This window comes from Vibrio sp. 10N, assembly GCF_036245475.1.
Lineage (GTDB): Bacteria > Pseudomonadota > Gammaproteobacteria > Enterobacterales > Vibrionaceae > Vibrio.
Window position 1 is genome coordinate 3,133,554 of record NZ_BTPM01000001.1, and the last position, 18,934, is coordinate 3,152,487.

Here is an 18,934-nt window from a genome sequence, read left to right on the forward strand (position 1 = left end):
CTCGCGCCAACTAATCCCAAAAATTACGGGACTGTCGGTCGTTTTCCATTTCTCGGCCAAAGATTTCTTCGAGCTCTTTTCGAGCCTCTTTTGATCGTTGTGCCAACTCTTTATCTTCACTGTGCTGCGGCAACAGCTCTTTGAGCATGGCATTATCCAGCTTTTTAAAGTGCGCTTCTGCGCGCTTGGCCTCATAAGGGTGAAAACCTAGCTCAATCAACGCTTGGCGTCCTAGGTCTAGGGCACCTAAAAAGGTCTCTCGCGAGTAGCGCTCTACGCCGTGGTTCATTAGCTGGTACGCTTCTACGCGGCTTCGTGCCCGAGCAAGCACCTTAAGCGACGGGAAATGCTTATGACACATATCCACTACTTCCATGATCTCCTCCGGTGAGTCAGTACAAACGATGATCGCTTCCGCCTTGTCTGCACCGGCCGCACGCAACAAGTCAAGTTGAGTCGCGTCACCATAAAACACCTTGTAGCCATACTTTCTAAGTAAGTGGATTTGGCTTGCGTCACTTTCTAGTACGGTGATTTTGACCTTGTTGGCGTACATCAATCGACCAACAATTTGGCCGAAACGACCAAAGCCAGCAATTATGACTCGTGGTTGCCTATCTTTTACATCGGTTTTAATCGTGGTTTCATGCTCTTGATTGAGCGATTTCTCAAACCACTTTTTCTGCCCCATCAGCAACAGCGGAGTGGTGACCATCGATAAGCTCACCACCACCAATAGAAAAGCCGACTCTTCAGCGGGCAAAAGCCCCTGTGCACTGGCAGCGGTAAAGATAACGAAGGCGAACTCACCGCCTTGACTCAAAATCGCCGCCATTTTACTGCGCGCTTTGGGGCGGATCCCAAACAGACGAGCCAAGACATAAAGCAGCAGCCCTTTAATTACCACCAAGGACACCACAGCAAGCAGCACTTTAAATGGCTCGGATACCAACAGCCCCAAATTAACCGCCATACCGACTGCAATGAAGAACAAGCCGAGCAGTAGCCCTTTAAACGGTTCAATGGCGATCTCTAGCTCATGGCGATATTCGCTTTCCGCCAGTAGCACCCCAGCTAAAAAGGTACCCAGTGCCATCGACAAACCGAGCTTTTGCATAAAGGCGGCAATACCTACCACCAACAGCAGCGCGGCTACAGTGAAGAGCTCACGCACACCACTCATCACCACATAACGAAACAGCGGGCGGATCAAGTAGTGACCACCGACGAGTAACCCGAGTACACCGGCGAGCATCCATAAAATGTCATCCCAGTTGCCTGTCGTGTTACCCGCCAATACCGGAAGCAGCGCCAACATTGGGATCACCGCGATATCTTGAAACAGCAATACCGCAAACCCCGACTGCCCCGTTTCTCCTCCAGCTAAGCCCTGCTCTTCTATTACTTTAAGTGCAATCGCTGTCGAGGAAAGCGCCAGTCCCATTCCTATCGCTAAACTGGTTTGCCAGCTAAGACCAAACAACGAAGCAATCGCCGACAATATCAAGGTGGTTACCAGCACCTGCGCCCCACCGAGACCCAGTATCGGTACGCGCATCTGCCACAGTTTTTTCGGATTTAGCTCTAAGCCAATCAAGAACAGCAGCAGCACCACGCCAAATTCTGCGAAATGGAGGATTTCATCCACATCACTGATAAGTCCTAGCCCCCATGGGCCAATTGCCACACCCGCCAATAGATAGCCGAGTACACTTCCTAAACCAAAACGCTGGGCAATGGGCACCGCCACCACTGCGGCAGAAAGAAATATCACACTGCTTTGTAGGAAATCATTCGCCATTGCCATCGATCGCCTCCTCTGTTGTGAGCGACGACATCATCAATGACTCATCAAAAGGATGCATCAACCATTGCCGGTATAGCTCAGCATGTTGATAGCGCTCCATATCGTCCACCCGGCGTGACCAATAGAGCACCAATGGCTCCATCCACTGCATCTTACACAGCGCAGCCGTCAATTCGAACGGTTGCAGTATTTGCTCCAACGGGTACTTGTTATACCCCGATTGACTGAAAGCAGACTCTTTGCCCCCGGTGGTGATCACGCTGCGCCAGAACTTACCTTCCAGCGCACAATCATCACCAAACGCAAAGCCTTTACCCAACACTCGGTCAATCCACTCTTTGAGCAGTGAAGGACAGGAATACATATACAGCGGATGTTGAAAGACAATCACATCATGTTCCAACAACATTTGATGCTCGGTGCTCACATCAATGAAAAAATCAGGATAGAGGGCATATAAGTCGCGTAAAGTGACGTTATCCAGTGACTGGATTTTCTTAAGCATCACTTGGTTGGCGATAGAGTTTTGCGGCTCTGGGTGTGCGTATATCACCAGAACTTTTGGGGATTGGTTTGAGTGTTGTAATTCTGACGTCATTCCTTTAAAACCATCTCCATGCTTACGGCTTCTTAGACCGCCCTCCAACCAAGTAAGAGCCGGTCAATGTTATTTACCCTAATCTTTAAGGGTAGACAGTGATGATTGTTATTGAAATCATTCTGTTTTTGTTATCAGTTTGTTCCATCATATACCAAACTTCGTCCTTCGTGCAGGTTAGTTTGCCCCTGTTTTCCGCGCTATTTCTAACCTGCAACAAGGGATAAAGATCGACATTTCGGCACTTTCCTCATAGTATTCGTGGGTCGAAATTTCAATCACTAGCTAGTTGTTTCCTTATGATCACCTTCTCTGATATTCAATTGCTTCGCGGCGGTAAACCACTGCTCGACCAAGCTTCTGCCACCATTCACCCTGGTGACAAAGTTGGCCTTGTCGGCAAAAACGGCTGTGGCAAGTCCACTCTGTTTGCGCTGCTTAAAGACGAGCTGTCCATTGACGCAGGCTCATTTAGCCAACCCTCCCATTGGGAGCTAGCTTGGGTAGCACAGGAAACCCCTGCGTTAGAGCGCACTGCGATTGAATACGTGATTGATGGCGATCGTGAGTATCGAGCACTGGAGCAGAAGCTTGTCGATGCCGAGCAGCAAGATAACGGTACTCTAGTAGCGGAACTGCATGGCAAGATCGAAGTCATTGGCGGCTACAGCATCCGTGCTCGCGCGGCAGAGCTTTTAGATGGCCTTGGTTTTAGTCAAGAACAGATGACCTGGAATCTAACCCAGTTCTCAGGTGGTTGGCGTATGCGCCTCAACCTAGCACAGGCGCTATTGTGCCGCTCTGATTTATTGCTACTCGATGAGCCGACCAACCACTTGGACTTGGACGCCGTGATGTGGCTTGAGCGCTGGCTACAAAGCTATCCGGGTACGCTTATCTTGATCTCGCACGACCGAGACTTTCTTGATCCGATCGTCGGTCGCATCATTCATATCGAGAATCAACTGCTCAATGAGTACACCGGCAACTACTCTTCATTTGAAGAGCAGCGCGCGCAAAAACTCATCTTGCAACAAGCTCAATACCAGAAGCAGCAAAAGCAGATGTCACATATGCAGAAGTACATCGACCGCTTCCGCTACAAAGCGTCTAAGGCACGCCAAGCGCAAAGCCGTATCAAAGCGCTTGAGCGCATGGAAAAAGTGCTCCCAGCCCAGTTTGATAACCCATTTAGCTTCGAGTTTAGAGAGCCTGCAGCACTGCCAAACCCCATCATCATGATGGATGACGTATCGGCAGGCTATGATGACAACATCATTCTTGAGAAGATCCGACTGAATCTTGTACCTGGCAGCCGAATTGGTCTTTTGGGTCGCAACGGTGCGGGTAAATCGACGCTGATCAAATTGCTCTCCGGCGAGCTTGGCGCTAAAGGGGGCGATCTAAATTACTCTCAAGGCGTTAAGATTGGTTACTTTGCCCAGCACCAACTTGAAACCCTACACCCAGAAGAGACGCCGCTGCAGCACATGATGCAAATCGCACCACAGCACACCGAGCAGCAGCTTCGTGACTATTTGGGTAGCTTTGGTTTCCAAGGTGATAAAGCACTTGAAAAAGTCGCGCCGTTCTCCGGTGGCGAAAAAGCCAGACTGGTACTCGCGCTTGTGGTGTGGCAAAAGCCAAACCTATTGCTGCTCGATGAACCGACCAACCACCTTGACCTGGATATGCGCCAAGCCTTAACGCTTGCTCTGCAAACCTTTGAGGGTGCCATGGTTATCGTCAGTCACGATCGCTACTTGCTGCGCGCGACCACCGATGACCTATACCTAGTCCACGATCGTCAGGTAGCACCATTCAATGGTGATTTGGTTGACTACTATAAGTGGCTGACAGAGCAACAAAAGATCGAGCGTAAAGAGGCTCAGGCAAGTGAGCCGGATAAAACCTCAAACAACAGTGCGGCTGCTAAGAAAGAGCAAAAGCGTAAAGACGCCGAGTTTCGTAAGCAAACCGCGCCAATTCGCAAAACACTGACAAAGCTTGAAGAAAAAATGGATAAGTTATCCGCCCTCATCGCTGAGGCAGAAGAGCAATTATCTAATACTTCTCTGTATGATGCGGAAAATAAAGCTAAACTTAATGAAGTACTTGCCAAGCAAGCCTCCAGTAAATCCGAACTTGAAGAAGTGGAAATGGACTGGATGGCGCAGCAAGAAGTTCTTGAGCAGATGGAACAGGAATTCAATCAGTCATGACCCGTGAGCACGCATCTTCAAATCTCACTTTAGAGCACCTATGGCAGTTCAGCCTGCAATATTATGGGGTGCGTGAGGTAAAAGAGGCGTGCTTAAATCTGCAAAATCACTACCACGGCAACGTCAATCTACTGTTGCTATTGAAGTGGCTGGACGAACAGGCACTTCGTTTCCATGCCGAGGATTGGCATCACGTCCAATCCTGCCTCGGCCGTACTGAAAAGCTGCTGCATCAATTTCGCGATATTCGCCGTCAGCTCAAGCACAGCGTGGTTGATAGTTTATATCGTGAAGCGCTTGAGTTTGAACTCAGCCTTGAGAAACAGCAGCAATCCGACCTCGTTGATTGCATCAATGCGTTAACGCTCAGTCCCAAACAGGATGAACCACTTGTGCTCGGCTACTGTCGCCAACTTGGCGCTGAGCATCTCGGGCTTATCTTTGCAAAGCCAGTCAGCGAGCTCGTTACCAAATAAACACCACGCATGAAGCGGTAAGCAGCGCCATACTGGAGTTAAAGCGTCGCCATGCCGTGGGGGTTGCCAGCCAGCGGCGAATAAAAGTACCAAAACCTACCCATACCGACGACGTTTGGATCTGAACCAGCAAAAAGATCACTGAGATCCCCACCAGTGACCACCAATAGTAGTCACCGTTCAATGCGAACGAACTCACGGCGGTGACCGACATCACCCAAGCTTTTGGATTCAAGTATTGAAATGTCATGGCCTCAAAGCAGGTCATGGGTTTGGCTTTGCTGTCAGATTCTCCCTTACTGATCCCAGCAGTTAGAATTCGCCAAGCCAAATACAGCAAATACGCGCTCCCCAGCCATTTGAGAACTTCCTGAACCATCGGGTAAGTTTGGAAGATCACGCCAAGACCAGCGCCATTCAATAAGATCAAGCTTATCAAGCCGAGACCAATTCCAAGAAAGTGCGGGATCGATCTGACATAGCCAAAGTTCGCACCCGACGCTGTCAACATGACGTTATTGGGACCCGGCGTCCCCGTCATGACCAGCGCGAACAACGCCACCGATAGCAAAAATGACCACTCCATCCCTCTTCTCCTATTTCCGTAAAAATTGTACCGATACAATTTTCATAATTACGTTGATTTATTGTTAATTTGAGCACAAAATAACCCTAACAAAGCCATAATTCAGACGCAAAGGATTTATTGTCACCATGACAATCGAGACAATTACCGTATTCAAGCAAGATCCCGCTCCGATCTACAAACAGATCGCCGATCAGATCGCCACCAAGATCGAAGAAGGTGAGCTTAAGGCAAACAGTAAACTGCCTACGCATCGCTGGTTGGCCGACAAGCTTGGGGTTACCGTCGGTACCATTACTCGAGCCTATGCAGAAGTAGAGCGTAGAGGATTGGTTGAAGCCAAAGTGGGAGCTGGCACTTACGTCACCGATAGCAATAAGCCGAGCTGGGTATTTGAACAAAGCAGCGTCGCACAAGATGAAATGAACTTTGGTTACAACATCCCACCGCTGCTTGATAGAAGTGATATGCTCAAGCAGGCCATGCAACGCATATCGAGCTCCAATTCCCACCTAAACCAGCTCATGCTCTACCAACCACCAGCGGGACTGGATGCACATCGCAGCATTGTCGCCAACTGGTTAAACGACAGAGGCATTAAGCTCGCTGCGCATCGGATGTTATTCAGCTCAGGTGCCCAACATGCGATTCAAATGGTGCTCGATACATTCACTCGCGCAGGCGATACGGTATTGGTTGAAAAATACACCTACCCTGGTGTGATCAGCTTGGCTCGTCAGAATCAGTTAACACTCAAAGGCGTGGATATGGACGAGTTTGGTGTTACGCCAGAGTCGCTAGAGGTGTGTTGCCAACGCTATTCACCGCGCTTTATCTACCTCACACCCACATTGCAAAACCCAACCACGGCCATCATGCCAGAAGAGCGCCGCCGCGACATTTTGCGAATTTGTGAGTCTTATGATGTCTACGTGATTGAAGATGAGATCAATGGCCTACTGCTGGAACAGGCACCTGCGCCTATGGTGAATATGGCTCCTGAACGTGTGATTCATATTGGCGCCTTTTCCAAGTGTCTTGCTCCGGGTCTACGAGTGGGCTATCTGAGCGCCCCAGAGAAACTGCACCAGAACTTGGTCATGACGCTGCAAAACCACAGTTGGATGATAAGCCCACTATTGACCGCCTTAACCTGTGAAATGCTCACATCCGGGGATGCCGAGCGCAACCTCACCATCATCCATAACGAAATGAAAACGCGCATCGCCGTTGCCGTTGAAGCTTTGAGCGAGTTTGATATTCGCTATCAACACGGTGGCTTTCATATTTGGCTTACCCTACCAGAACATTGGCGGCTGAGTGATTTTGTCGCCCAAGCCGCGCAGCAAGGGGTGATCGTTAAGTCTGGGGAGTTATTTGCCCCTCCTGGCGGTTCCATTGCTCCGGCCGTGCGTTTATCTCTGAGTTCGCCGCAAACGATCGAGCAGCTACAATTAGGCGTAGATACACTTAAAGCACTATTACTATCCAATCCCGTAAGTGAATTTACGTTATGAGCAGCAAACACTTTATCGCCGCCAAAGGGCTAGCCAATCCACACATCCAGACGCTGATCCCACGCTTTGTGCGCCGCAAAGCGCTTTTTGAGCCGATATGGGAAACTATGGACACCCCAGATGGAGACTTTGTCGAGCTCGCGTGGAGTGAAGAACCACATAGTCAAAGTGCCCACGGCAAACCCGTGTTCATTCTGTTCCATGGTTTGGAGGGCTGCTTTCACAGTCCCTATGCCAACGGTCTGATGCACGCCTTTGCCCAGCAAGGCTGGCTGTCGGTCATGATGCATTTTCGCGGCTGTGGACCAAACCCAAATCGACTTGCCAGAGCTTACCATTCTGGTGAGATTGGTGACGCAAGACAGTTCATTGAGCTTTTGGATCATCGTTACCCAAACAGTAAAAAGGTTGCCGTAGGCATTTCCCTTGGTGGCAACATGCTGACCAACTATCTCGCTCACTATGGCGATGATACCAAGCTCAATGGCGCGACTGTCATCTCTGCGCCGCTCGACCTCGCAGCATGTGCTAGGCGCATTGAGCAAGGCTTCTCTAAGGTCTATCGCTCATACCTGCTCAGTTCGATGAAAAAGAACGCACTCAACAAACTTCATCTACTAAGCGAAGTACTCGGACTGACCGAAGAGCGCATTAAGAACATGAAAAAGCTTTACGAGTTCGATGATTTAATCACTGCCCCGCTGCACGGATTTAAAGATGCCGATGATTATTATCAGCGCTGCTCCGGGCTGCCTCGCCTTCGAGAAATCACGGTGCCGACCCGGTTTATTCATGCCAAGGATGACCCCTTCATGACACACGAGGTCATTCCAACCTTTACTCTTCCATGCCATATCAATTACCAACTGCTTGACCGAGGAGGTCATGTGGGGTTCATGACGGGCAGTTTGCGACGTCCGCGTTTTTGGTTAGAAGAGAGCCTACCAAGTTACTACCGGCACTTTATTGACTAGCCAAAAACAGCGATAGCTCCCTTTGTGAATCAGCAATGGTATAATCCTGCGGTCATAGAATTGAGAGGTATTTATGATCATCCCATGGCAGCAAATTGATGCAGACACACTGGATAACCTGATTAAAGAGTTCGTGCTGCGCGAAGGCACCGACTATGGTGAGTCGGAAGTGTCACTAGACGACAAAGTTCGCCATGTTCGCAGCCAGCTAGAAAGTGGCGAGGCCGTCATTGTCTTCTCCGAACTGCACGAAACCGTCGACATAAAATCTCGTCGCTCGCTGTAATTTTTCGGTAGCCGCGTGAGTAGCTGCTATATTGAAAGGCTATTGAACTGAAATTGGCCTACAAGGTCTAACTCCTTATGTGAGTTAGCAAATTTATAACGACAATTACAAATACACAGGAAGTGTTATGTCAGCAAAACACCCAATCATTGCTGTAACCGGCTCCTCTGGAGCTGGAACCACCACAACGTCAGAAGCATTTCGCAAGATGTTCAACATGATGAGCGTCAAGCCTGCATTTATTGAAGGTGATAGCTTTCACCGCTTTACTCGTCCAGAAATGGACATCGAGATCCGCAAAGCCAAAGAGCAAGGTAAACACATCAGCTACTTTGGCCCGCAAGCGAATGATTTCCCAGCCCTTGAAGAGTTTTTTCGCAACTATGGGCAAAACGGTACCGGACAGTTTCGTCGCTACTTGCACACCTTCGATGAGGCCGTGCCTTATAACCAAATGCCAGGCACCTTCACCCCATGGCAAGACCTGCCCGAAAATAGCGATGTGCTGTTTTACGAAGGCCTACACGGCGGAGTCGTCGACGGGGATGTGAATGCGGCGCAGCACGTTGACCTGCTCATCGGCATGGTGCCCATTGTTAACCTGGAGTGGATCCAAAAGTTCGTACGAGACACCCGCGATCGCGGTCACTCTCGAGAAGCGGTTACTGACTCAATCGTTCGCTCGATGGACGACTATTTAAGCTACATTACCCCACAATTTTCGCGCACCCATATTAACTTTCAGCGCGTTCCCACCGTGGACACCTCAAACCCGCTCAATGCTAAAGGCATTCCGAGTTTGGATGAGAGTTTTGTCGTGATCCGCTTGCGTGGTATCAAGAATGTCGACTTCCCGTACCTACTAGCGATGATTGATGGTTCGTTCATGTCGCGTCATAACACCATTGTCGTACCGGGCGGTAAGATGAGTTTTGCGATGGAGCTAATCGTCAGGCCAATACTTCAGCAACTTATAGAAACCGGGAAAATAGGTTAGGAATTGTGAGCCAAATCAGCCTGTTTTTTTGTATCGTGATCATGTGCACAGTTTTGTATAGATAAATAGGCTTTTGACACGATTAAAATCAAGAAAAGCGGCGCAAAAAAGGATACTATTTCTAGGAAACAGAAGATCGCTTGCGCCATCTTCAAAGTGCTTTTATGCTAGTAGGTCTTAACCAACGGGCTTGCTAACAAATATGGAAAGCAGCAAGCATACCCTGCAGAGGAAGTAAGATATATGGTTCTAGGTAAACCTCAAACCGACCCAACGTTAGAGTGGTTCCTTTCACACTGCCACATTCACAAGTACCCATCAAAGAGCACGCTTATTCACGCGGGCGAGAAAGCAGAAACGCTTTACTACATCGTCAAAGGCTCTGTAGCGGTACTGATTAAAGATGAAGAAGGCAAAGAGATGATCTTGTCTTACCTAAACCAAGGTGACTTCATCGGTGAACTTGGCTTGTTCGAAGAGGACCAAGAACGTACGGCATGGGTACGAGCAAAATCACCTTGTGAAGTTGCGGAAATCTCATTCAAGAAGTTCCGTCAGCTTATCCAAGTAAACCCAGACATTCTAATGCGCTTATCTGCTCAGATGGCAAGTCGTCTACAAGTGACTAGCCAAAAAGTAGGTGACCTAGCGTTCCTAGACGTAACGGGTCGTATTGCACAGACGCTACTAAACCTAGCGAAACAACCAGATGCAATGACTCACCCTGACGGCATGCAAATCAAGATCACTCGTCAAGAGATCGGCCAAATCGTAGGTTGTTCTCGTGAGACAGTAGGTCGTATTCTTAAGATGCTAGAAGAGCAGAACCTAATTTCTGCCCACGGTAAGACTATCGTGGTGTACGGTACTCGTTAATAGCGCGTCGACAGATTTAAAAAGCCACCTTCGGGTGGCTTTTTTGTTGTTGGGGCTTTTATTTTTGAGGTTATTGATGTGTACTCTCAAAAATTTTGTCCGCCGATGCGGCGACAAAGCCTTGATAGTAACTGCCATCGGCTAACTGGTAGCGCTTAGCAAACTCATAGAAACCACCAGGAATCACCTGGTCACCATCAGTAAATGCCACGGATACTTTGTCTGCCATCGTTGAGGATTGCTCCAAAAGAACCTCTGGTGAGCCTTTTACCTCGCCACCCGATTCATTAATTGCAAACCCAGCGTCACGAAGACGCTGATTGACCTCAACCACTTCGGCAAAACGATCAAGCTGGTTCACACTCACTGTAAAGTGATTCGCACCATAACCGTGAGCGGCAAGCCATGAAGCATACTCGCTTTCTTGCGCCAGCGTTTGGAAGTCTTGATAGCTCAGATCCCACAAGCGGCCACCATATAAGAAGTCAGCAGAAGATAGCTTAGCACTGTCCACCTGCGCCACTAGCTTAGCCACGATATCTTGTAGCGACTGAGAGCACTCTTCCACTCGCAATTCGCTGATAAACACCTTAGGAAGCAGAGCATTGCTATGTTCTAAGTGAATCGCAGTCAGCTTTTTGGATTCAAAGTCGTAATGACCACTCACCTCGTAACCAAGATCTAGAAACGGCTTAGCCAGCGTGTCGATACCCAGTGGCGCGACATTAAAGGTTCGCAGTGCAATATGGTCATTGATGAGCGACTCATCTTCCCTCAGCAAGTCATGAACCTTGTGAGCAGATGGACATAAGCGAGTAATGTAGTCTTGCCACAAATGGCCAAATAACGCGTCAACAGTCATAGCCTACTCCTTATAGTTCAATGCCAGGGCTCAAGGTCGCAGGAAGAATGGTATTGTCGCCTTCCATTGATGCCATAGGGTAAGCGCAGTAATCTGCTGCGTAGAACGCACTTGGGCGAAGGTTGCCAGAGGCGCCCGGTCCGCCAAACGGCGCATCACCACTCGCACCTGTGAGCTGACGATTGCGATTTACAATGCCAGCACGAATATGGTCTGTGAAATATTGCCACTCTTCATCGCGCTCAGAGATAAGACCTGCCGACAAACCAAATCGAGTGTCGTTAGCCAGCTCTACCGCTTGCTCAAGGGTCTCGTAGCGCACCAGCTGTAGTAGCGGTCCAAAGTACTCTTCATCAGGCAGCTCAGCGATGTCTGTCGCATCTAGCAGTGCTGGCGTTACGAACGCTGCATTGAGGCGTTTCGCCTCTACTAAGCTCTTACCACCGAGTTTCACCAGTTCAGCTTGCGCTGCAATAATATGGTCTGCGGCCTGCTCTGAGATCTGTGGTCCCATAAATGGTGCAGGCTCTGCAAACGGCTCATCAATGCGAATCTTCTTAATGGCTGACACTAAGCTTTCTACTAATTGATCACCTTTTTCACCAAATGGCACATAAAGGCGTCGTGCGCAGGTACAACGCTGGCCAGCACTGATGTAGGCCGATTGCAAAATGGTGTACACCGCTGCATCCACATCACCAAACGCTTCACTGACAACAAGTGGGTTGTTACCACCCATCTCAAGCGCCAGCATCTTGCCAGGTTGACCAGCAAATTGACGATGAAGAATATGACCTGTGTTAGCACTACCCGTAAACAACACGCCATCGATACCCTTTGAATCAGCAAGAGCAATACCGGTTTCTTTACCACCTTGAACCAGGTTAATGACACCAGCAGGCAGTCCCACTTCTTCCCAAATCTTCATCGCGATTTCACCCACCAGTGGTGTTTGCTCTGAAGGCTTAAAGACGACCGTGTTCCCTGCCAATAAGGCCGGTACGATATGACCATTCGGTAAGTGGCCAGGGAAGTTATAAGGACCAAACACGGCCATAACACCAAGGGGCCTGTGACGGAGGACAATTTGGTTGCCAGCCGCTTCGCGTTGGCTCTCACCTGTACGTTGGTGGTAGGCGCGAATCGAAATGGCAATCTTGCCTGCCATTGCGCCAGCTTCTGTGCGGGTCTCCCATAACGGCTTACCGGTTTCTTTGGCAATCGCAATGGCGATCTCTTCACTACGCTCTTTAACCTTGTCGGCAAACGCCAGCACAATAGCCTCACGTTCCGCGAACGGTCTTTTTTTCCACTCAACAAACGCTTTACGAGCGGAAGATACCGCCAGCTCGACTTGCTCAGGCGTCGCTGATTGGCCTTCCCAGATGATATTATTGTCGTAGGGTGACAGTGACTGAAACGCGTCACCGAGACCCGCTACCCAGTTGCCCGAGATCCATTGAGTTTGTTGAGACATAGTGAAGTTCCTTTGGTCTTTTAAATGTGGCCGCTGTGAGCGGCCATCTTATTGCTTGTAGAGGCGAGTAATGTTGCTTATTGAGCCAGCATGCGAACCATATCGCCATCAGCAACATTCAGTGCATCCGCAGTCTCTGGAGACAGCAATACGGTGCCTGACTCGGCGTCAAACGCCGCTTTAGCCGCCGTCGCACGGAAGTGCTCGAAAGAAGTATTAGCAATCAGGTAGTCTTGTGAACTGGTGTGTTCACAGACCGATACCTTGGCGCGGAATGAGTCTCGCACCGCTTGGATATTACGAAGATCGCACTCAACCGTTGGACCTGCATCGAAAATGTCGACATAGTTGCGACAAGTAAACCCTTCTCTCTCAAGAAGTTTTAATGCAGGGCGCGTATTTTCATGCACTTGGCCGATCACCGCTTGCGCCTCTTTACTCAGCAGGTTGATGTAAATAGGTAGCTTCGGCATTAGGTCGGCAATAAAGCCTTTTTTCCCGATCCCCGTTAGATAATCGGCCATCGTGAAATCAATAGAGAAGAAGTGTTCTTGCAGCCACTTCCAAAACGGTGAGTTACCTTCCGCATCCGATACACCACGCATTTCTGCAAAGATGGTTTTTGAAAAGCGCTCTGGGTGCTCTGCCATCATTAAGAAGCGGCACTTCGACATTAAGCGACCATTCAGACCACCTCGAAACTCCGGACGCAAGAACAAGGTACAGATTTCGCTGCATCCCGTGTAGTTGTTACCAAAAGTCAGTAGCTTCACCACGTTATTCACGTTGAGTTTTGGTGATGAATGCACCACGGTACTGATGTGATAAGAGTAGAAAGGAACATCCCAACCAATCGCACCTTCAATACCCGTTGTCCCTGCAACTTCGCCGGTTTCAGTATCAAAGCCAACCATCAAATAACCTTCGTCGGTAGGCGCTGTGACATCATGCTTAGCAAAGCTGTATTCTGAATGGGTAATTCGGTTTGTCAGAAGCTCTTCATTAACGGGAAGAGAAGTAAAACCGTGGCCTGATTCTACTGCGCAAGTATGCAGCGCATCGTAGTCAGACATAGTGATAGGACGAACAACAAGCATCAATAATCCCTCCTGACGCGAACTCTCTCGGAACATCCAAATCCGAGAGAGCATCTAAAAGCCGACTTATCGGCTATCTGCTTAAACTAGCGTACCAATGGCTTTGTCTAGTTTAGCTAATCCTTCTTCAACTTCTTGTTGAGTGATAACCAGTGATGGCGTGAAACGCACCACATTGGCACCGGCAACCAGCACCATCAAGCCTTGTTGGCCTGCAGCAACTAATACGTCACGAGCGCGGCCTTGCCACTCTTCGTTAAGTGCTGCGCCAAGTAGCAAGCCTTTGCCGCGAATTTCACTGAATAGACCGTATTTCGCGTTGATCTTCTCAAGACCTTCACGGAACCAAGCTTCACGCTCAGCAACGCCTTCTAGCACATCTTTGCGAGATACTACGTCGACTACGGCTTCTGCCACTGCACACGCTAACGGGTTACCGCCATAAGTAGAACCATGGGTTCCCACCTTCATGTGAGCGGCCAGTTTTTCTGTCGTTAACATGGCACCAATAGGGAAACCGCCACCTAGTGATTTTGCTGTACTTAAGATATCTGGCGTTATACCAAGGCCTTGGTAAGCGTAGAAGTTACCAGTACGGCCGTTACCGGTTTGCACTTCATCAAAGATAAGCAGCGCATTGTATTTATCACAAAGCTCACGAACGGCTTGAACAAATTCAGGTTGTGGAGAAACAATACCGCCTTCACCTTGTAGCGGTTCCATCATGACTGCACAGGTTTTTTCAGACATTTGCGCTTCAAGCGCCGCGATATCATTGTAAGGAATGTGCGTCACATCACCTGGCTTAGGACCAAAGCCGTCAGAGTAGGCCGCTTGACCACCCACTGTCACGGTAAAGAACGTACGGCCGTGGAAGCCTTGGTTAAAGGCAATGATTTCTGACTTTTCAGTGCCATGCACGTCCGCTGCCCAGCGACGCGCAAGCTTCAATGCCGCTTCATTCGCTTCCGCACCCGAGTTGGCAAAGAACACTCGCTCCGCAAAGCTCACTTCGGTGAGTTTTTTCGCCAGACGCAGCGCAGGCTCATTGGTCATTACATTACTTAAGTGCCAAATTTTGTTGGCTTGCTCAGTAACCGCATTCACCATAGCAGGGTGGCAATGGCCTAGACAGCTCACCGCAATACCACCAGCAAAGTCGATATACTCGTTACCTTGCTGATCCCAAACACGTGCACCCTCGCCCTTAACTGGAATCATCTCCATCGGGTTATAACAAGGTACCATTACCTCATCGAACCACTCACGAGTTACCGCTTTTTCCGTTGTCATAACACATTCCTTCTTATTACTGCGTGTGGGCGAAAAGAGGTTGGCCTTCAACAAGGCGGCTTTAGGGGAACCTTCTCTTTCCGTTGGCGACAGAACATTTTCTATCGACTTTCCACAGATGCAGCATTGTATTTACATTTATTTAACCATAGCAATAGTGAAAAAATCTTTTTAGGCGCACTTTGCGCCGGATTCAATATCGCCTTGTGAGTATTTATGCATCATAAATGAATTTGAATGAAGTATTTTTTGACGAAGAGGCAAAGAAACTGCTCAGGCAAGGTGTTCACTCGCCTCACATCAGTAAAAGCGAATAATTTTGCAAAGCCATAAGTTAAACTTATGAAGGATAAGAAAACAAAAAAAGGTGATCTAGATCGACTATTTCTGCAACAGGAAGTTACGCAAAAGCTCGTGCCCTTGCTCAGTCTTGATGGATTCTGGGTGGAATTGGACGGCGTGAATGTTGAGGGTCTTGTGACGATACCCCATGATTTCGTCAAACGCGCCATTCTCAAGCTCAGTCCATGCGGTGACTTCAAAGCAGTCCGGCAAACTGTCGCGAGCCACAATAAGCGAGTGATAGCGAGTCACAGTCAAGGGATTGTTGAGCCCAGTGAACACACTCTGGTTGGTGTGACGAATCGGTGACGTCTTACCATGCATGACCTGTCTTGCGCGTACCACTTCACCACCAAACACCTGGGCAATCGCCTGATGACCCAAACAAACGCCAAGCAGTGGCAATTTACCAGCAAAGTGTTTGATCACCTCGAGCGAGATCCCTGCTTCATTAGGTGTACAAGGGCCGGGGGAAATGACCAAGTGAGAAGGGTTTAACGCCTCAATGCCTGCAATATCAATCTCATCGTTACGCACGACTTTGACCTCTGTGCCCAATTCAGAAAAATACTGAAACAGGTTGAAGGTAAAGGAATCGTAGTTGTCGATGATGAGTAGCATAGTCAGACTTTAAAGGGTTGCGCACCAAGAGGCGGTATTGTGCAATACCTACGATGAAAGGCAAGCGCAGAATTATGGTTTATTAAAATTAAGGCCAGCTTACGCTGGCCTTACAAGTCTACAAGCATTAACGTTTTATATGACGTCGCTGACGACGATAAACACCAAAACCGAACAGCGCGAGCAGAGAAGCTAGGCCAGTTGAACCAGCGCCATCCTCTTTCTCTTCTTCTTGAGAATAATCAATAGCAATCAAGATAGGGTCGTGATCCGATGCTGAATAAGCATCTTGGTACTTCGCCATATCTCCAGTGTACTTGCTGCTGTACTCAAACAAATTGCTCTCCAGCGAGTTAATGTGCCAATCTTCAATCGCCACCACTTTCTGCGCCAAGCTTTGATTCGCCAGCGCGTGGTCTAGGTTGCCAAGCTCACCACCATAGTTGTATGAGAACGTCTCGGCCCCATGCAATTTGGTATTGAGATTCACGAGCCCATACCCTTGATTAATAATGGCACCTTGCTGCTGGTAAACCTTGTTAGTGCCATCATCATTTAGGCCAAGCGTGGTGTAAGAGGCGGTCTTAATTTCACGCTTGTGCTGCGCAGGATCGTAGTCGGTCAGAACGAGAATCGGATCTTCCATGCCATAAGCATTCATATCCCCCATCACCAGGATATCGCCAGATACCTGGTCGATGGCATCCCCTAGCACTTTCGCTGCCGATACGCGGAAGTTATTACAGTTCCCTTGCAGGTCGCTTGGCTCGCTATCTTCGACCCCCGCAATCCACTCTTCAATACACTCAGAGCCTTTTGATTTGAAGTGATTGACGACGATGGTAATGGACTCGTCACTGCCTTTCACATCAAACGTCTGCAGCAAGCTATGACGCTGATACTTGTCGTAGCTTGGGTTGGTGGTGTCATCTTTATCACGGCTAATCAAACCCGCTTCGATGTGTTGCTCTGGCATTGGTATCACTTGAGCGCTTTGATTCACTTCCACCTTGCTAGGCTTGTAGATCATCGCCACCATAATGGCATCACTGCCTAGATACGTATCTTGATGTTTGTCCGCAGCCTCAATCTCAACATAGGCGTAGTGGTCATCGGTATTATCAAATTCTGCATTCAGCGCAGTCACCAAGTTGTTCAGCGCGCTGCCTTCACCAAACCCATTATTTTCAATTTCCATTAGGCCGATGATGTCTGCGTTCATCGCTTTCATTGCCGCCACGATTTTCGCACGTTGGATCTCAAACTCTGCAAAACTCTCTGCACCGCGATTTTGACCAAGGGCATTAGCATCGCCGCTGTCTGCGACCGAGTTAAAGTAGTTAAGTACGTTAAAGCTTGCTACGTGCAGATCGGCATCCACAACGCTAGGGGCAGCTTTACGCTCGACATTGAATCCTTCACCTGCCTCGACAAAATTGCTCTTGTCGAGCTCGTTGGTGACAATCAAACGATACTCGTTGTAGCTGTAGGTAACGACGGCTTGCATGCCTTCAACTCGTGAGCCTAAACGTAGGTGATTTTCAGAGCTACCATTTTGATCCGGGTCAGTGGCAAAACTTGGGTAATAAGGGATTTGACCGCTCGGCGCTTTTTGATCGGATTCAACAAACACACGATGGTTGGCATTGTGCTCTGCAAGCGCTACCGCCTCGCTGCTCTCAGCTGGGTGCAACTGCGTCGGCTTGTACAGCGGTGCTTGGTAGGAAAGCAGCATGTTATTGCGGCGCGCAGCATAGTCGTAGGAGAAATTGCGCGTAATATGCAAAGCACTTTGATCGGTCAGCTCAACCAACATGCCTTCATGACGTTCAAGTGCTTGGCGAAGGTTTTCACCTTCCAGCAGTTCCAGTGGCGTCGCCGCAGGGGCGTTGCCAGAGCTCTGCTTGAGATAGCTGTTCATGTCTGACGCAAGCTGGGTATGGGAGTAATACTCTTGTACTTTCCCCTTCACACACACCACATCACCCGGTGCTAGATCAGCGACCAAACCGCCGGTGTGGACAAACAAACCATCGGATGTCGCAACGTCGTTATCTGGGGTGATATCTTGAAGGTAAAAACCTTTAGTCAGCCCAGAGGTGACAGCTGTAACCACGCCGTTGACGAAGAAATCTTCATCGGTGATATAAGGGTAGCCATCAATAAAGGGTGAGCTGTCACCACTGCCTTGGATTTGGCTAATGGTGGTAAAAGTTGGCGCAGCGCCAGAATCAGTACAAGTGAATGCCTCAGGCGCAGCTTGCAGATCGTAGTCACCTAAACCATCAATCACGTCTTTGTCTAACGTAACCCAATCCGAAGCATCAAACGTCGCACTAGGCTCAATGGCAGCAGTGGTTCTCACCAAAGTCACGTCCGTGCCAAAGTCCACATCGCCCATCACGCCAAGCACATCATGAACACTGCCGTCCGATTTCAAAATAGCGATAGGATCATCACCATTAAAGCTGGTGACACTGTTTTCCACTTCGTCACTCACGGCTTTGATCGCATCGCTTGCGCCAGAATTGGCAAACACCATGACCTGTTTCGCCGCGAGCGTTTTACCATCCAAAGAGAGCGTACTGCCCCAACTGCCATCGCCATTGGTTGATCGTGCTAACTGATAGCCATCAAGCGTCAACGGCGTATCGCCGGTGTTCGCTATCTCTATCGCTTTATTGTAACCACCACCTTCAACATATTGGGAAATGATCAGCTCGGCATTCGCATTGGCTGCCAGCAGCGATCCAATCGCCACTGCGAGCAAGGAACGTCGGTTGTTCGTTGTCATACATCCACCTGAATATCTCGTTATTGTTATTTAATGAAACTAAATTCAGGACAACTATCACGATAATTTATGAGACAAATAAGACAGATCAGGGTATTTTGAGTGTTTT

Annotated in this window: 16 protein-coding genes; 7 read left to right on the plus strand and 9 right to left on the minus strand. The window is 48.9% G+C overall.

Features of this window, described 5'->3' with window-relative positions:
- Positions 1 to 10: 10 nt before the first annotated feature.
- Together kefB and kefG are read right to left on the minus strand one after the other, a co-directional pair.
- Entirely contained in the window at positions 11 to 1,807 is a 1,797-nt protein-coding gene (gene kefB / locus AAA946_RS14590) for a glutathione-regulated potassium-efflux system protein KefB (protein WP_338165464.1), read from the minus strand.
- Entirely contained in the window at positions 1,791 to 2,405 is a 615-nt protein-coding gene (gene kefG / locus AAA946_RS14595) for a glutathione-regulated potassium-efflux system ancillary protein KefG (RefSeq protein WP_338165465.1), read from the minus strand. The genes kefB and kefG overlap by 17 nt, the downstream gene beginning before the upstream one ends.
- Positions 2,406 to 2,704: 299 nt before the next feature.
- Between kefG and AAA946_RS14600 the strand changes: the two genes are divergently transcribed.
- Positions 2,705 to 4,627 (plus strand): ABC transporter ATP-binding protein, encoded by a 1,923-nt coding sequence (locus tag AAA946_RS14600; RefSeq protein ID WP_338165466.1) that lies wholly within the window; start codon positions 2,705 to 2,707, stop codon positions 4,625 to 4,627.
- A complete protein-coding gene (locus tag AAA946_RS14605) occupies positions 4,624 to 5,103 on the plus strand; it encodes a TIGR02444 family protein (RefSeq protein ID WP_338165467.1) in 480 nt (159 codons plus the stop codon). Before AAA946_RS14600 ends, AAA946_RS14605 begins: the two co-directional genes overlap by 4 nt.
- Here the strand turns inward: AAA946_RS14605 and AAA946_RS14610 are convergent.
- Complete coding sequence (locus AAA946_RS14610) at positions 5,093 to 5,689, minus strand: LysE family translocator (protein WP_338165468.1); 597 nt, start codon at positions 5,687 to 5,689, stop codon at positions 5,093 to 5,095. The two genes, AAA946_RS14605 and AAA946_RS14610, sit on opposite strands and share 11 nt — an antisense overlap.
- A gap of 128 nt (positions 5,690 to 5,817) precedes the next feature.
- On the opposite strand from AAA946_RS14610, the gene AAA946_RS14615 reads away from it, so the two are divergent.
- The 5 genes from AAA946_RS14615 (at position 5,818) to crp (ending at position 10,339) form a co-directional block, all read left to right on the plus strand.
- Positions 5,818 to 7,206, plus strand: a complete 1,389-nt coding sequence (locus tag AAA946_RS14615; RefSeq protein ID WP_338165469.1) for an aminotransferase-like domain-containing protein — start codon at positions 5,818 to 5,820, stop codon at positions 7,204 to 7,206.
- Complete coding sequence (locus tag AAA946_RS14620) at positions 7,203 to 8,180, plus strand: hydrolase (RefSeq protein ID WP_338165470.1); 978 nt, start codon at positions 7,203 to 7,205, stop codon at positions 8,178 to 8,180. The genes AAA946_RS14615 and AAA946_RS14620 overlap by 4 nt, the downstream gene beginning before the upstream one ends.
- A gap of 73 nt (positions 8,181 to 8,253) precedes the next feature.
- Positions 8,254 to 8,466 (plus strand): YheU family protein, encoded by a 213-nt coding sequence (locus AAA946_RS14625; RefSeq protein ID WP_042477224.1) that lies wholly within the window; start codon positions 8,254 to 8,256, stop codon positions 8,464 to 8,466.
- Positions 8,467 to 8,593: 127 nt separating this feature from the next.
- Positions 8,594 to 9,463: a phosphoribulokinase gene (locus AAA946_RS14630; RefSeq protein WP_252012661.1), complete on the plus strand. Its 870-nt coding sequence runs from the start codon at positions 8,594 to 8,596 to the stop codon at positions 9,461 to 9,463.
- A gap of 243 nt (positions 9,464 to 9,706) precedes the next feature.
- On the plus strand, positions 9,707 to 10,339 hold the full coding sequence (gene crp / locus AAA946_RS14635) for a cAMP-activated global transcriptional regulator CRP (RefSeq protein ID WP_004410522.1): 633 nt from the start codon (positions 9,707 to 9,709) through the stop codon (positions 10,337 to 10,339).
- Positions 10,340 to 10,409: 70 nt separating this feature from the next.
- Here the strand turns inward: crp and AAA946_RS14640 are convergent, their stop codons facing one another.
- The 6 genes from AAA946_RS14640 to AAA946_RS14665 all read right to left on the minus strand — a co-directional run bounded on the left by AAA946_RS14640 (position 10,410) and on the right by AAA946_RS14665 (position 18,825).
- Positions 10,410 to 11,201 carry a DUF1338 domain-containing protein gene (locus AAA946_RS14640; protein WP_338165471.1) on the minus strand — a complete coding sequence of 264 codons (792 nt, stop codon included), beginning with the start codon at positions 11,199 to 11,201 and terminating at the stop codon, positions 10,410 to 10,412.
- A gap of 10 nt (positions 11,202 to 11,211) precedes the next feature.
- Positions 11,212 to 12,678 (minus strand): succinylglutamate-semialdehyde dehydrogenase, encoded by a 1,467-nt coding sequence (astD, locus tag AAA946_RS14645; RefSeq protein WP_338165472.1) that lies wholly within the window; start codon positions 12,676 to 12,678, stop codon positions 11,212 to 11,214.
- Between the two features lie 77 nt (positions 12,679 to 12,755).
- On the minus strand, positions 12,756 to 13,775 hold the full coding sequence (gene astA / locus AAA946_RS14650; RefSeq protein WP_338165473.1) for an arginine N-succinyltransferase: 1,020 nt from the start codon (positions 13,773 to 13,775) through the stop codon (positions 12,756 to 12,758).
- Between the two features lie 81 nt (positions 13,776 to 13,856).
- Positions 13,857 to 15,068: an aspartate aminotransferase family protein gene (locus AAA946_RS14655; protein WP_338165474.1), complete on the minus strand. Its 1,212-nt coding sequence runs from the start codon at positions 15,066 to 15,068 to the stop codon at positions 13,857 to 13,859.
- 381 nt (positions 15,069 to 15,449) lie between these two features.
- The gene (locus AAA946_RS14660) at positions 15,450 to 16,031 is read right to left on the minus strand and encodes an aminodeoxychorismate/anthranilate synthase component II (protein WP_338165475.1); all 582 of its coding nucleotides are present in this window, start codon (positions 16,029 to 16,031) and stop codon (positions 15,450 to 15,452) included.
- A 127-nt stretch (positions 16,032 to 16,158) separates the two neighbouring features.
- Positions 16,159 to 18,825 (minus strand): ExeM/NucH family extracellular endonuclease, encoded by a 2,667-nt coding sequence (locus AAA946_RS14665; protein WP_338165476.1) that lies wholly within the window; start codon positions 18,823 to 18,825, stop codon positions 16,159 to 16,161.
- Between the last annotated feature and the right edge of the window lie 109 nt (positions 18,826 to 18,934).

What these genes read in the sequence shown, in the direction of transcription:
- kefB (WP_338165464.1), bottom strand. Translation starts at nt 1,807, where the DNA reads ATGGCAATGGCGAATGATTTCCTACAAAGCAGTGTGATATTTCTTTCT.
- kefG (WP_338165465.1), bottom strand. Translation starts at nt 2,405, where the DNA reads ATGACGTCAGAATTACAACACTCAAACCAATCCCCAAAAGTTCTGGTG.
- AAA946_RS14600 (WP_338165466.1), top strand. Translation starts at nt 2,705, where the DNA reads ATGATCACCTTCTCTGATATTCAATTGCTTCGCGGCGGTAAACCACTG.
- AAA946_RS14605 (WP_338165467.1), top strand. Translation starts at nt 4,624, where the DNA reads ATGACCCGTGAGCACGCATCTTCAAATCTCACTTTAGAGCACCTATGG.
- AAA946_RS14610 (WP_338165468.1), bottom strand. Translation starts at nt 5,689, where the DNA reads ATGGAGTGGTCATTTTTGCTATCGGTGGCGTTGTTCGCGCTGGTCATG.
- AAA946_RS14615 (WP_338165469.1), top strand. Translation starts at nt 5,818, where the DNA reads ATGACAATCGAGACAATTACCGTATTCAAGCAAGATCCCGCTCCGATC.
- AAA946_RS14620 (WP_338165470.1), top strand. Translation starts at nt 7,203, where the DNA reads ATGAGCAGCAAACACTTTATCGCCGCCAAAGGGCTAGCCAATCCACAC.
- AAA946_RS14625 (WP_042477224.1), top strand. Translation starts at nt 8,254, where the DNA reads ATGATCATCCCATGGCAGCAAATTGATGCAGACACACTGGATAACCTG.
- AAA946_RS14630 (WP_252012661.1), top strand. Translation starts at nt 8,594, where the DNA reads ATGTCAGCAAAACACCCAATCATTGCTGTAACCGGCTCCTCTGGAGCT.
- crp (WP_004410522.1), top strand. Translation starts at nt 9,707, where the DNA reads ATGGTTCTAGGTAAACCTCAAACCGACCCAACGTTAGAGTGGTTCCTT.
- AAA946_RS14640 (WP_338165471.1), bottom strand. Translation starts at nt 11,201, where the DNA reads ATGACTGTTGACGCGTTATTTGGCCATTTGTGGCAAGACTACATTACT.
- astD (WP_338165472.1), bottom strand. Translation starts at nt 12,678, where the DNA reads ATGTCTCAACAAACTCAATGGATCTCGGGCAACTGGGTAGCGGGTCTC.
- astA (WP_338165473.1), bottom strand. Translation starts at nt 13,775, where the DNA reads ATGCTTGTTGTTCGTCCTATCACTATGTCTGACTACGATGCGCTGCAT.
- AAA946_RS14655 (WP_338165474.1), bottom strand. Translation starts at nt 15,068, where the DNA reads ATGACAACGGAAAAAGCGGTAACTCGTGAGTGGTTCGATGAGGTAATG.
- AAA946_RS14660 (WP_338165475.1), bottom strand. Translation starts at nt 16,031, where the DNA reads ATGCTACTCATCATCGACAACTACGATTCCTTTACCTTCAACCTGTTT.
- AAA946_RS14665 (WP_338165476.1), bottom strand. Translation starts at nt 18,825, where the DNA reads ATGACAACGAACAACCGACGTTCCTTGCTCGCAGTGGCGATTGGATCG.